The 14,811-nt window shown below is 31.0% G+C and carries 10 protein-coding genes; 5 read left to right on the plus strand and 5 right to left on the minus strand.

Going from position 1 to position 14,811, the window contains the following annotated elements; genetic code table 4:
• Nucleotides 1-5: 5 nt before the first annotated feature.
• Together T416_RS0103030 and T416_RS0103035 are read right to left on the minus strand one after the other, a co-directional pair.
• The gene (locus tag T416_RS0103030) at nt 6-1,235 is read right to left on the minus strand and encodes a peptidase U32 family protein (RefSeq protein WP_051676000.1); all 1,230 of its coding nucleotides are present in this window, start codon (nt 1,233-1,235) and stop codon (nt 6-8) included.
• Nucleotides 1,222-2,169 carry a U32 family peptidase gene (locus T416_RS0103035; protein ID WP_051676002.1) on the minus strand — a complete coding sequence of 316 codons (948 nt, stop codon included), beginning with the start codon at nt 2,167-2,169 and terminating at the stop codon, nt 1,222-1,224. Before T416_RS0103035 ends, T416_RS0103030 begins: the two co-directional genes overlap by 14 nt.
• A gap of 119 nt (nt 2,170-2,288) precedes the next feature.
• Here T416_RS0103035 and T416_RS0103040 point away from each other — a divergent pair, with 119 nt between their 5' ends.
• Nucleotides 2,289-3,926: an IdeS/Mac family cysteine endopeptidase gene (locus T416_RS0103040; RefSeq protein WP_031489340.1), complete on the plus strand. Its 1,638-nt coding sequence runs from the start codon at nt 2,289-2,291 to the stop codon at nt 3,924-3,926.
• A gap of 246 nt (nt 3,927-4,172) precedes the next feature.
• Here T416_RS0103040 and T416_RS03605 read toward each other — a convergent pair whose 3' ends face one another.
• Nucleotides 4,173-7,484, minus strand: a complete 3,312-nt coding sequence (locus T416_RS03605) for a hypothetical protein (protein ID WP_038079786.1) — start codon at nt 7,482-7,484, stop codon at nt 4,173-4,175.
• Between the two features lie 405 nt (nt 7,485-7,889).
• Between T416_RS03605 and T416_RS0103050 the strand changes: the two genes are divergently transcribed.
• Complete coding sequence (locus T416_RS0103050; protein ID WP_031489341.1) at nt 7,890-9,185, plus strand: Vmc-like lipoprotein signal peptide domain-containing protein; 1,296 nt, start codon at nt 7,890-7,892, stop codon at nt 9,183-9,185.
• A 156-nt stretch (nt 9,186-9,341) separates the two neighbouring features.
• Here the strand turns inward: T416_RS0103050 and T416_RS0103055 are convergent, their stop codons facing one another.
• Entirely contained in the window at nt 9,342-10,736 is a 1,395-nt protein-coding gene (locus T416_RS0103055; RefSeq protein WP_031489342.1) for an MFS transporter, read from the minus strand.
• A gap of 2 nt (nt 10,737-10,738) precedes the next feature.
• On the minus strand, nt 10,739-12,535 hold the full coding sequence (gene lepA / locus T416_RS0103060) for a translation elongation factor 4 (protein ID WP_031489343.1): 1,797 nt from the start codon (nt 12,533-12,535) through the stop codon (nt 10,739-10,741).
• Between the two features lie 202 nt (nt 12,536-12,737).
• On the opposite strand from lepA, the gene T416_RS0103065 reads away from it, so the two are divergent.
• From T416_RS0103065 to holA, 3 genes are read left to right on the plus strand one after another with little or no spacing between them, the layout of a single operon-like run.
• Nucleotides 12,738-13,112, plus strand: a complete 375-nt coding sequence (locus T416_RS0103065; protein ID WP_031489344.1) for a hypothetical protein — start codon at nt 12,738-12,740, stop codon at nt 13,110-13,112.
• Nucleotide 13,113: 1 nt separating this feature from the next.
• Entirely contained in the window at nt 13,114-13,911 is a 798-nt protein-coding gene (locus T416_RS0103070) for a TrmH family RNA methyltransferase (RefSeq protein ID WP_031489345.1), read from the plus strand.
• Entirely contained in the window at nt 13,896-14,804 is a 909-nt protein-coding gene (gene holA / locus T416_RS0103075; protein ID WP_031489346.1) for a DNA polymerase III subunit delta, read from the plus strand. Before T416_RS0103070 ends, holA begins: the two co-directional genes overlap by 16 nt.
• Nucleotides 14,805-14,811 lie beyond the last annotated feature (7 nt).

The raw sequence follows: 14,811 nt of genomic DNA on the forward strand, positions 1-14,811 counted from the left end.
TTTTCTTATCCGACGTGTTTGATTCGACCGATATCACGAACATCAAAAACCGTATCTACTTTTTCAATTTCGATAATATACTGCATCATCGGTGTTTTTACAACATCGATTTCATTCTCATTCAAAACATCATAAATTTTCTTAATCTTAATATCAACTTTGTCATGTTTCGGACCAAAGATTTCAATGTCATAATCAAGATGAAAGTTATTCTTACTCGTAATTAAATATTGATTATTACCAAGGTACTTGTCAATCACAAAAATAAAATTTTGGATAACTACTTCCTGCTTCTCATGGTAGAGCATTAAATTCATATCAGGTTGACCGTTCATAAAAGCAACATCAGCTTTTCGGTTCATCGCATTTTCAATTTCAAATAGATAAGGAGTTAAATCAAATGAAGTTCCAGTTAAATAACTATCAATCACCTTTCGATAGGTGGCCACTACCGTCGCAATATAGTGAACACTCTTCATTCTTCCTTCAATCTTAAAACTATCAATTTCAAGATCCATTAAATTCTTGATATTCTTAAGTTGCACCATATCCTTTGCTGACATACTAAACTTTGAAGGAAGGTCATCATAACTATTTTTTTCATCAAGAATATTGTACTTTCACCGACAAGCATGAGCACAACCACCTACATTAGCATCGCGAAGACTAAAGTTATTTGACATCATACAACGTCCTGAATAAGCAATGCAAACCGCGCCATGAATAAACACTTCGGTCTCAATTTGATGATTGTTGTTTTTAATATAAAGTTTAAGTTCATCAAGGGTCATTTCACGACTTAAAACAACACGTGAAGCACCGTTTCTTTTAAAGAAAAGTGCCGCTTTAGAATTTGTAATACTTTGCTGAGTACTGATATGGATTTCTGCAGAAGGGTGGTTTTTTCTAATGAAATTAATAATATAAGGATCTGCTACGATGTATCCATCAGGTTTTAGACTAACAACACTGCTAATAAATTCGGGAAAACCCCGAAGAAGAGGGTTATGACAAATAACGTTGGTCACAATGTAAACTTTTTTATGGTTTTGATGAGCAAACTCGATCAAATTTCTAACATTATCGAGCTCAAAATTACTTGCTCGTGCCCGGAGAGAATACGATTTTAATCCAACAAAAACAGCATCTGCTCCATAGGTTAATGCATAAATCGCCTTTTCATAGTCACCAGCTGGTGCAAGAAGTTCCGGAATATACTTTTTATTTTTCATCATCAAACTTTTCCATATGTAAAATATCTTTAATTGTTCCAAGAAAATTATTTGAGATATGTCGATTAATAGCGACACTCTTAATCTTATTTCAAAGTTCATCCTTTAAATCATTAGTATAAGTGTTATTTTTTAATGCATCCATCGCAAGTAAATAACTATCAATGATGACTAAAAAATCATCATCGTGATGCAGGTATCCGTCTATAAGAAGGTAATCCATTTTCAGTTTTAATAATTTATCAAGAATGTTAATACTACAAATTTCAAAACCAGTAAACATATGTGTTCCAAATTCATCTTGCTTTAAAATATTTGGATGTTTTCTTAAGTCTTCCCGGATATTGATAAAATCCTTATCTTCCAGCAAATCCTTATAAATTTCCTGATTTTTCAAATATCCATCAAAATTAGATAGTAGATTTCATCTACTATGCATAATAAATCCAAGACCTTGACCTTGAAAAACTAGTTTCAGGTTTTGGTGGTTATTCATTCCAATTTGCATTAACTCTCCATAAAAAAGTTCACGTGCGAGAAACACAGCGTCAATTTTATTTTCAACAAAAAAATCAAACTGACCATATGATGTAACAATTGTCTCCGGATTATAAAAAAGTTTTAGTGGTAAGTTATTTTCAAAAACAATTTGAGCAACAGCATAGTCACTAAACATTACATATTCGATGTCAAGTTCAGAAAGTTCAATGAGATGACTAGTAAGACGTGCTAAATCTTCATCAAAAAAGAAGGAATTAACCGAAACGATGATTTTTGTTTGTCCTCTTTTGTTGACTAATTCTTTAATTTGAGCTAAAGAAAGGTTGTTCATATTTCTTACTGCAAAAGAGTGACTACCAACTAATATTGCATCAACTTGTTTATCGATTAAATACAAACAATTCTTGTAGCTTGTAGGGCTAAAAAGTAATTGCATAAGTTCCTTTTTTATTATTAAATATTCAAAATCAATGGATATATGAGTTAAATTTATAATAAAAATTATAAATGTATTTGGAAAAGATGTAGAATTATTTACTCTCTTCTTGGTACATTATGAAACAAAAAATTCGTAAAAAATTATTAATATCAACAGTTTTAACAACCATTATCCTTGGATCTGTCGCTTCCATCGCTTCCGCTTGTAAACCTGATAAAAAGAATAATTTAGAAAGCGATAGCATTAATAATCCTGATTCAAGTGTGCATCCTAAAGAATCTGACAAACATAGAAGAGAAGGGTTTAAGCCAAAAGAACAGCCCTCATTACCAGAAGATAAAGAAAAAAAGAAAGAGCATCCGAAGGATACTCTAGATAAGAATAACCGTTTACCTGACGGTAAACCAAATGATAAAAACCCGGAATCAAAAGATAAATCTAAACCAAATTCTAAGGGTGATGAATCAACAAATCCTCATGACAAACCGAAAAACGGTGATCAAGCTTCCGAACATATGGGGGGGGGAGACAAAAATAACCAAAAGTTAGGAAATCAAGATGAAGGTAAGGTCGAAGACCGTAAACTTGATGGTAATAAAGGACAAAAACCAAAGAAGTCAATTCCGTTTACCCCGCTAGTTCCTGGAGTGGAAAACAAAGAAATAATTCCTGGATTACCGCTTTCTCCTGGAAAAAAGAATAACAAGGAAAAACAAAATGATAAAAAGGAAGATGATTTCTTTCAAAACCATCCTGCTTTCATTAAAGAGATTCCAGGGGTTAAATATTCTGTGTTCCTTGATGGGGTAAAGTTTGCTGAAAATTCTTTTGGTCGGGTTAGTGATGATCCGGTAGGTGTTTATAAACATTTAAATCCAAGAAACGAAAACGACTATTGATTCGATACTAATAAAGAGTTTAATCGTAATGATAATGCTCTTTGTGCTGCGATTACAGCGGCTAACTGGCTTGATTATTGATTCATCCAAAATAAAGATTATATTAAGGATTATCTTAAAGATGAAACAAAGGGTAAGCTTAATATTACATTAGCAGGACAAAGTTATACCGCTGATATTAGGGAATTAATGGAAGTTTATGTAGATACAACTGATAATCGTGTTGACCACAAAGTATTTAAATCCAAAATATTTGATTTCTTCCTTAAAAGATATGGTGGAACTTTTGTAAATCCAAATATGCTTGTCGATCACTATTTAAATGGTTATCCATACAATGCTGCAAGAGACCGTTTTGGTGGTCAAAATTACCATAGTCGCTATGATGTTAATACCAATTATGGTTTCTTTAGAGAGGTTTTTGGGAAAAACATCCTTACAAAACTAACCGATGCACGAAATACCTACCGAAAAAAAGCACTTAGTGAAGCGGTAATTGATGCTCTTAAAAATAAGCGACCAATGGCCATTTCTCATAGTACATTAGGAAAAACTACCGGACACATTATTAATGTTTGAGGTGCTGACTTTGATGAGAATCAAAATGTAGTTGGCTTCTACATTACAAATTCAGATGACCCAAACTCAACTTATTTCGATGAAAAAGATAATAAGCGAAAACTTGCTAATGTAGTTTACTATTATGTTCACTATAATGAGAGCGATGGAAAAATCCATGTAGGGCAAAACCCGGACCCAAACTCAGGTGCTGATTTATGAGACTTCTATAGTCTTGACCTAGGTCAACAATATTTCAAAGACTATTTAGCAAAGAAAAAAGAAAGTACTAAATAGTATATAAATAAGTTAAAAACAGAATAGATAAATTAAAAAAATGTAAACACACTCTCGTTTTTAAATGAGTGTGTTTTTAAATGTTCTGAAAACGATTTGTTGCTAAACGAAAAATTAAAACATAAGAAGGGGGTGAAGTGGTTGTTTGTTTTAGTTTCATCTCCTTGCCGTAGCATAAAAATAACATCTAGTTTAATAAAAAAACGACCGATTAAAGTCGTTTTAAAATTGTTATATACCTTTTTCTTAGTTATTACTATCAAGCATTAAACTCTTTTTTTGTTCAATTCGGTATTTTGCATAATTAATCCCGACAATAACTGTTGAGCTAACTAAAATAGTAGCACCGATGATTGAAAGTGGCATATTCCAAGCATATAAACCTTTAAATGCATCAGTCATTGAGTAATCAATTCCAAAACCAACCACAAAAGCAATTGCAAGTACTTGAATGACTAGTGTAAAGATTGGGTAAAGAGTCTTTCTTCTTATAATGTCTGCATAACGAATAATAATTAATCCAAGCGGATAGAAGAGACTGAAAACAAAGATATGAATAATACCGTTATTACGATAAAGTTCACTCGCAATATCTTTTGCTTCGATGTGTTTAAATGATTTAGTAAATGGATTTACTTTATCCTTTGTTTGACTGAAGAATTCATCACCTTTCATTCAAAGTGGATCAATAATTTGCTTTGTAGTTGCAATTCTTTGCTTTACATCTTCACTTTTTAATGAAGTTATAATTTCATTAATTCGTGTATCAAGTGTTTTTTTAACAAATACATTAGGAATTAATTCATTATTAATAAAGCTGGTAAATTGATGTTTGCTAATAGCTTCTTTTCCATTTTCAAGTAACGATTGATTTAGTTTTAATTCATCGAGAATTTTTAATTCAATTCTTTCCACTACTTTCTCAATGACAAGTGGATTGTGAAGAGCATTTTCCTTAACTGTTCTATTCACAAGATCATTAAATTCGGTATTAACAATGTTTGTATCAAGAGCTGTTAAAACACGTGAACCGATGAATCCTTTTGCTAGATTTAAAACTTCAGGTTTTGTAAATTGTTCAGCAACCACCTTGTTAAAACCATTTTCAAGGGATGCCGGGAAGTTTTTTAAGAAGCTATCCTTGTATTGATCATTAAAGAGACCCTTAAGGAGTTCTTTTTGAATTTGTGGAATAACTAAGTTAAGTGGAAACAAACCATTACTTTTATCAGAAACTTCCTTCGCTTTGATGTTAATCACTTCGTTTATTAATTTAAAGAAACCTTCTTTACTTAAACGAACTAATAAATCCTTAGGGAACTTGCTCTTGTCTCCTAAAATTTTTTCAAAAATAACTTTTGCAACTTCGTCTTTAACATTAATTTGAATGATTTCAGAATTCTTAATTGATTCATTTAAAACACTAATTAAAACATCATTAAACTTACCTTGATTAATCATATCTGAAGTTGTTTTATCCAGTGTAGAAGTATTTAGGATATTCTTAATCAGTTCGGTTTGTTCAGCAATGATTGCTTGATTTTTCATTGCTTCTGGAACTTTTCTTAATTCAACTTGGTGTTTGATATATTTGTTAATAGTATCAAGGAATTCAGCATCAATCGAATCCTTATTTAGGATTTGCTTAGTAATTTCTCCAATTGCGATAATCCGGAAATTCTTATTAACTCAGGTGTTTACATATTCATTAATTGAAGCATCAAATTTGGCAAGTAGTGAATCATTGTAGTTGGTTGTATATAGTAATTGAAGAATTTCCTTCTTTACCATATTTTCAGCAACTTGTAGATCAAGAGTTGGTGTCGCTTTAATTAGGTTATTTACTTTATCCTTAATAACCTGACTAATTAACTCCATAAATGGTTCATTAATAACTCTTCGAGCCATTTCTTCTGGTAGTTCATTAAGTTTCAAAATTTTCTTTAAGGTGTCAATTTGCACAGCATAAACGAGTTGTTGTACCTTATCATTTTCTTTTAACTTAATGTCATCAATAATCTTGTGAAGAACATCAAGGAAATGGTTATTATTGACACCATCAACCACTTCTTTTGGTAATGAATCAGTTTTTGTTACACGTTTAAGAAACTCAAGTTGTACTCCCTTAGTCGCAAGATCGATAACCATTGGATCATTTTGTAATTTATCCTTTGCAATATTTTCAATCATATGATTTAGTGTTTTTTCAAAACCATCAGTTTTTAACATTGCTAGTTGGCCATCAGTTAATTTAACATCATTATTTAATTTTGTAAGAAGCCTAACATAAATCCCATCAAGCATTGCTTTCTTTCCTTCAGGAGTTAAAACGGATGCATTAACAAGATTCTTAATTGTATCTTCATTACTTAGCAACTTCTTTCTAAAATCGTCATAAAGATAACTTGGTGGTCCATTTCGTTCAAGTGCGACAACTAAATCTTGATTTTTACTATAAAGACGAGTTAATGCATGAATGCTAAATCCATAGATTAATCCAAGAATAGTCGTAAGTACTATTCCATAGATGATAATTGTGACAAAAAGAGTTGGTGTATGAAGTCGTTCATCTTTGATTTTTTGTTGATTAAAAAGATAAATAAGGTAGTCAGCAAGACCAAAAAGTCCCATTTGAAAGAACATCATTGCTTGATACCAAATAATTCGTGCACTCTGAATGTATTGGGGAATTGATCCAACTACTTTCTCTTGAATTACATAATATAGTCCAATCAATGCGAACATCTTAATGACTGAAGTAAATAAAGAAATCAAGGTATATTCTCAAGTAGAGCGTAGAATAATCATAAATTGATTCTTTAAAAAATCAATTCGGTCATGCTGATAAAGTTTAGTTAATCAAAGATAAAGGTAAATCCCAAGTGTACCAAGAATTGCGATAATCGATAGTCCGATCCCAACTCCAGCATATGCAATATTTGAAAGAAGTCCAATAATTGCTCCAAGTGATAAACCTAATAGAAAGTATAAGAACTCAAAAACATAATAAAGTATCTTATTAATCTTCTTATCAGAATGATATAAAATTGATAATCAATATTGCTTTAGTGAAGAAAAAAGGATTAACCCAGATGAAGCATATATTCAGTGTGTCCCTACATCTTTACTAAATAATGTATTGAAATGTGAGTTTGCATATTCATTGTAGACATGACTAGTCGAAAAATATAAAAGAAGAAGAAAAATACCAAAAAGGAAAGCATAAATGCTCCCGGCCTGACTCGATGCCTTATAGTTAATTATTCCTTTTTGTTTCTCACCTGGCCGATGCGAATACAAAGAAATAATACTCCCGACAACACTTCCAAGAGAAATGAATGAAAGTTGAAACACGGTAACGTATGTGATACTTTGTATTCCAAAAGCTCCATCTTTTAGGCCATCAGCCATAAGAACGACCGCGAGGATAAGAGCTACAGCTGTAATCATCGAACTAAAGACAAAGCGGAACGACTCTCGCAGAACATTAGTAATTGTCGATGTTACCTTCGTGTTTAACGAGAGTTTAAAATTAGGTTGAGATTGTTCTTGAACCATAATCATTCACCCTTTAATGAAAATAATAATTATTTAATATTTTAATACGATAACTTCTTAAATATTAATAATGATTGAAATTGTGAAGAAAAAAAGCATTTTTTCGTCATTAATATCCTTTTTGTCAATTATTTTTGTCAGCTATATAACAATTAAAAATATTTTTTTCAATCAAATAGGTCTTTTCACGTTTATTTTTTATACTTTTCAAAAAAATATTTAGTTCAGAAATCGGTATTTTGGAAACTAATTTTTAGAAAATTAGTAATTTTCCTTTTACTTTTAACAGGAAAAAACCATATATTAATGAAATTTTTATGTCAAAAATAAAGTTTTAGTCTATACTTATTTTACTTTTTTATGTTTTTTACGATTAGTAGACCTAATTCAATTAAGGAGACTCAAATGAAAACAAAAATTAAAAAGATAGGACTTTCTCTTCTTGGGATAGGTTTCGTCGCTTCAACGATTGGAATCGTTGCGGTGGCTTGTAATAATAAGGACACAACAAATCTAGCTAAAAATGTTATTAATGGACTTGGTGTTAAAGGACTTTCTATTCTTGGAAATGTTGATAAGAATACTTATGCGGTAAAACTTTACCTTTCAAAGAAACTTGAAAAGGCAGAAGATTTAACTGTTTACCTTTCTGAAGGAAAGACAGGTATTGTAAAAATAAATAAAGACGAAGATCATCCAACAATTTATTTCCGTGATTTAGAAGAAAATAAAGAATATGCAATTGAAAAAGTTGTTTATAAAAACATCGAACTTGATATTTCAGCAATTGCTTTAATTCGTTTTAAAACAAATAACACAGCAAGCGAAGATAAAAAAGAATTACCAGGGGTTGATGAAAAGACAGAAAAACCTGAGCAAGGTAAAACTGAAGATGCTAAAGCTAATGATCAATCAAAACAAAAAGGTGATGAAGGTAAAACTGAATCTAAACCAAAAGAAAAAGAAATTATTGATGCATTAACTTTAACACCAGCTCCAGTTCCGCTTCCTAATAAGAATGAAAATCCACATTTATTAGCAAGTGTTAAATTATTTACTAATACAGATACTTCTACGAACCTAAAAAACATTGAATTTGATACACCAAAAGGTACTCCAAATTGACTAACTATTAAAATTCCTAAAAATACTACAACTCTTAATAGTAAAGAACTTGATGATAAATCATTCTTTAGCTTAAAACTTGATTATCAAATTTCACTTTTAGATACAACTACAAGCTTAATCACTGAATTACCTGAATTCCAAAATTTAAGTGTATATAAAGCATTTACTAAGCGTGACATTACCGTTCGTGGCCTATTAGTTTCATTCAATTTTGATTTAAACTATGACGCTAATGAACTTTTAACAGTTCTTGGAAAGTATAAAGGTAATGCTAACCTTGTACCTGTCATCGAAGTTTTCTCACTTAGTCAAAGAGAAGAAAATGTTTATCAAAAAGAAGACTTTAAATACCGAGAAAATGGACAAGTTGGTATTTTAAAGAAAGATGAAAAACCAAGAAAAACTGATAAGTACGATGGTAAAAAACACAATCTTGTTTACCGATTTAACCAAGACTCTTCTAAGTTAAATGGACAAGCAAACAAAGGTACTTACAAGATTCTTGAAAACGGTAAACCATATAGCACAAACTCATTAGTAATTAAGTTTACCCAAGTTGAAAAAAATCAATAATAATAACCATATTGGTCTTCCTTAATTAATTAAATAAATCATAGAAAAACGGCAACGCAAAGTCGCCGTTTTTTTCTTATCTCTTTCTTATCTAAACATTTAACATACTGTACTAGACTGAGTTATATGATTTTAATTAACTTAATAAATCTAATATTAAGTCTTAAAAAGGATTTGATTTTTTTCCTTATTTAAAGCAATCATCTTCTCTCTTTTCTTCATAAGGAAAAAGACACCTAGAAGAAGAAAAATAACAAGGATGGCAAGGGAAATTAAGATGACATTATAAACTACATTATGACCCTTATAATCATCAAAAGAAAGTTTACTTGCATTAAATCCAATCTTAAGGAAGTTAACAAAAGGTCCTGATAACATGATCCCGATGGATAGAATTGACTGATAAACACCCATTGCAGTTATTTTCTTTGTTCTTCAGACAATCACCATTACAACAGACAATAAAGTGTTATAAACAAGACCATAAGCAAACCCATTAATGATATGGATAATAAAGAATGAAACTGGAGTTAGAAGGAAGATGGAAAGTAGATGGTAAAGAACGAAAAGTGCACAACCGATCATCATTAAGTATACAGGTCTTAGTTTTTTTACAAAAACAACACCCATAAGAACTCCGGCAATCAGTTGGAAGACATTGTGCACCAAATTTAAATAAGATTCGTAATAAAATGCTTTCTGATCATTAAACTTATTTAGAATTTGTAAATGAAGAGCTGCAACCGACCCTGCGTTCGAGAATCGAATGAATAAAATAATTAATCCAATAATTGAAAAGAGGATAAAAATCCCAATCTGGTATTTATCATTCTTTACTTCTTTATTTTTATCTTCAATTCATAAGGATAATATCTTTCGTTCTTTAATAAAGAATCAAAAAACAAAAACGATGACCATAAAGAGAATAGCAATTACTCAAAGATACTTAAGAAAAGAAGGATCTACTGCTTTTGTAACGCTATTGTATGCAATAGTATTAAAAACAGAGCGAATCGGACTTGTAATAAAATTCGCAAGTAAGGGAGGAATTGAGAGTAAGGAAACAGCAAGAAAATTCTTTTCTTTACTATATTGTTCCTTAAAAAGAAGATGATAAGTTCCAATACAAGATGCACCAATTCCAACCCCTACGACTTGGATTATATTAGTAGTTGTATTTTGAACAATGGTAAGTGGAATGAAAGTCACTATAATGGAAATAATAGCAAACATCAAGAATGCTTTCCGATACTTTGCTAGAAACGAAATATAATCAGCTAGTAAACGGATGAATATCCCAACAAAACCATAAACTCCAAGGACAATATACAACAATGAGGTATCGCCGATACCATATTGAATCGTCGCATTAAGATTTCTGACCAGCATTATTGGTATCCAAAAAAGGATATAAAAAACATAAGTTATTTTATAACCTTTTTGTTCAATTTTAATTTTGAATAGAAAAACAATCGAAAGAATGAGAAAAAGAATAAATATCCCAATGTTAACACCAATTGAGATATATTGATTTTGATCAAGCATCTTCATTATTAATCACCAAGAATTTTAACAAAGGCATCGTGCGGAACTTCGACATTACCAATTGCTTTCAATCTTTTTTTACCTTCTTTTTGTTGTTCAAGAAGTTTTTTCTTCCGTGAAACATCTCCACCATAACATTTCGCAAGGACATTTTTACGCATCGCCTTAATAGTTTCACGAGCAATCACTTTGCTTCCGATACTAGCTTGGACAGGTATTTCAAATTGGTGTTTTGGAATGACCTCTTTAAGTTTCTCAACAATGACTTTTGATTTCTCATAAGCAAAAGATTTATGAGCAATTAAACTTAAAGCATCAACCTTTGTACCATTCAACATAATATCAATTTTTACTAATTTCTCAGGACGGTATCCAACCAGTTCATAATCCATAGTCGCATACCCTTTACTAATTGACTTAAGACGGTCAAAAAAACTATACATAATTTCCGCAAGAGGCATATGGTAAATTAATTTTCTTCGCTCCTGGTCAATCATTTGTAAATCAAGATAAGTTCCACGACACTCTTGACATAATTCCATCAAAGACCCAAGATACTGTTCTGGAACGATGATTGAAAGTTTCACAAAAGGTTCGTGTATTGCTTTAATTAAGGTTGGATCTGGTAACTTACTTGGAGAGTCAATTTTTAAAACTTCACCATTATTTAATTCAACATGATACTGTACTGAAGGGCTTGTTAAAATTAATTCAATATTAAATTCTTTAAGCACACGCTCACGAATAACATCCATATGAAGAAGGCCAAGAAAACCACATCGAATCCCAAAACCAAGTGCTGTTGAAGTTTCATACTCGTAAGTTAATGAAGCATCAGAGAGAGCAATTTTTGCCATCGCTTCTTTAAAATGTTCATACTGACTTGTATCAACCGGATAGAGTCCGCAATACACCATCGGAAGAATTTTTTTATAACCTTTTAATGGTGACGGTGCTGGGTCATCGGTATGAGTAATGGTATCCCCAACAGAAATATCCTTAATATTTTTAATGCTTGCTGCAACTCAACCAACTTCTCCTGCAACCAACTCTTTTTTATTAATAATTTTGGGGGTTCTAATTCCAAGTTCAGTCACAATAAACTCTTTATTGTTAGACATCATCTTAATGTGATCGCCTACTTTTAAAGTCCCTTTCTTGATTCGAATTAAAGAGACTACACCCTTATATGAATCATAAAAACTATCAAAAATAAGTGCCTGCAACTTAGCATCATCGTCAGCATCGATAGGATACGGAATATACTTAACAATTGCTTCTAGTACTTGATCAACATTAAGACCAGTCTTGGCTGAAATAAGTGGAATATTTGATGTGTCAAGACCAATCACATCCTCAATTTCCTTCTTAACCTTAGGAACATCAGCGCTAGGTAGGTCAACTTTATTAATACAAGGAATAATCTCAAGATTATTCTCAAGAGCAAGATAAACATTAGATAAGGTTTGTGCTTCAATTCCCTGCGAGGCGTCAACAACAAGAATAGCACCTTCACAAGCCGCTAGACTTCGTGATACTTCATAGGTAAAATCAACATGTCCTGGTGTGTCGATGAGGTGAAGGACATAGTCATTTCCATCTTGACTATGATAAAGAAGCTGCACTGCGTTCAATTTAATGGTAATACCACGTTCACGTTCAATAACCATATTATCAAGAACTTGATTGGTCATTTCTCGTTTACTCAAGGTATCGGTCATTTCAATAATGCGGTCAGATAAAGTAGATTTACCATGATCGATGTGTGCAATAATACTAAAGTTTCGTATTAATTTCTTATCCATATTTACCTAATGTTTGTAATATCTATTAATTATAAAAGATTAATGAAAACACAAATAATAATATTAGCATTAGTTTTTTTCTAATTTTTATTTTTTTCGCGAATATAATATTAAGCACCTTATTAAATTACTTTTGTTTTTTAAAAACAAGCAAAGGGCTCCGAAGTAATTTATAATATCTAAATTAAGGAAGCGAGTAATTATGAATAAAGAAATTAAGTTAACTTTTACGGAAGAAGAATTTAAAAAAATTGAAGAAGTTAAAAACCGAGTAGATCCTACTGGTTTAATTACAACCGAAGGTTTTATTAAGGAAATGATTAGCAATTTAACCAATGACTATATGGCATTCGTTAATCACGATTATGCTAACCTTAGCGAACAAATGCAGTCCCTGAAAGAAGCCTTTAATTCCATCAACCCAAATGGTGATGGGAATGTTGATTTTACTGAACTTTTCAATCAAACATTAAAGTACGACGATAAAAAAGAAACAAAGGCTAAGGATAAGAAGGACGAAGAGGAAGAAAAGAAGAAGGTTACTAGTAAAGAGGCACCAAAGATCAAAAAATCATAGTATGAAATTAATTACCATCACATCAAGCAAAAATCCAATTGTTAACCATTTTCAGTCCATCGTGGTTGATAAGCAATATCGAATGAAGCATCGTCTTATCCTCGTCGAAAATGAAAAATTAATTGATGAAGCACTAAAAATGAACTATCGACTAAAGAATTTGTTAGTTTACGATGTTCACTACAAAAAAAACTTTGAAAAGTGCTTTCGTTTCACTCTTTGTGATGACGTAGAAGTGTATTTATTGACCGATACCATTATGAAGAAAATATCTTCAAATGAATCTTTTTCAAAAGTAATGGCTGTCATTGAAATGCCGTTTCATCCGGTATCACCTAACGATCCTATAATCGTCCTTGATAACATTCAAGATCCTGGTAATCTTGGTACTATATTAAGAAGTTGTGTTGCTTTTAAAATGACTAACCTAGTCCTTAGTAATTGTGTTGATCTCTACAACAATAAAGTAATTAAAGCTAGTATGGGAGCGATTTTCAAGATTAATACTTTGTCCTTCAAAAATGATGAAGAAACTCTTCGGTTCTTAACTGAAAATGAATATTATCAGGTAGGATGTACAATCGCTAGTGATGCAAAAAAAATTAGTCAATATCGGTTTAAAAACGATGTTAAATATGCTTTTCTTTTCGGAAATGAAGGTCATGGTTTACACCAAAATTTCATTAATCATGTTGATGAAAAATTAATGATTCCTATCTCAAATACCGAATCACTTAATGTTTCAACAGCGGCCAGCGTTATTATTTATGAATGGTATAAACAATGTTTTGATATTTAATTAATTACAGTTCAATTTTTTTCCTAAAAAAAACTATTAATGAGTTGATTAAGGACTGTACTGGTTTTGAAGTTGTTAAGTTAAATGAGTCATCGCTTAAGAACAAGACATTGCTTTCCTTATCATTAGATAACGACCTTTTTTCTAACAATAAAGTTTATTTAATAGAATCAGATAATCTCTTTAACAATCAAAAAGATATTGAGAAAAGCATTCCTTTCTTCAAGGAAAATAATTCTAGGAACGACATTATCATTTTTTTTGTAAAAGAAAAAAACATTGACCTTAAAAAACTCCCAAATGAAATAAAAAATAAACTCCATTTTTACATCGAAGAAAACACGGTGTCTAGTCTTAATTCATCAATCAAGGAAATGCTTGACCTTAATCACCTTGTTTTAAACCAAACGGTCATTAATGAACTAAAAATAAAAACTGAAAATAACAAAGATCTTCTTTATGCTGAAATCATTAAGCAAGGTTTACTAGATGATAACGACGGCCGTCTTCGTTTTATTTCTGATTACACAACCTATAAGATTTTTGATTTTCTGGTTTATCTTTTTAATAAAAATTATGTTGATATCTTCAACTTTCTTTCAAAGAACCGTGAACAGACCGCAATTCTTGTTAGTATGCTTGTTACCCTATTACAGAATTATTACCTTTTTCTCCTTCTTCGATCAAAAGGTTATGATGAAAACGATATCGTCTGTACCTTAAAGCTCCAACCTTTTCTTGTTACAAAAATGAAAAAACTTTTATCAAAGTTTACCTTAATCTCTATAATTAATAAGATTAGAGACTTAATTGATCTTGAAAAAATGTTCAAAAGCACTTCCATTAATCAAGAATTGCTTTTTCTACATTGAATAATCAGCTTTAATAGCTAGCAAAGGA

Source organism: Ureaplasma canigenitalium ATCC 51252 (genome assembly GCF_000712165.1).
Taxonomy (GTDB): Bacteria; Bacillota_I; Bacilli_A; order Mycoplasmatales; family Mycoplasmoidaceae; genus Ureaplasma; species Ureaplasma canigenitalium.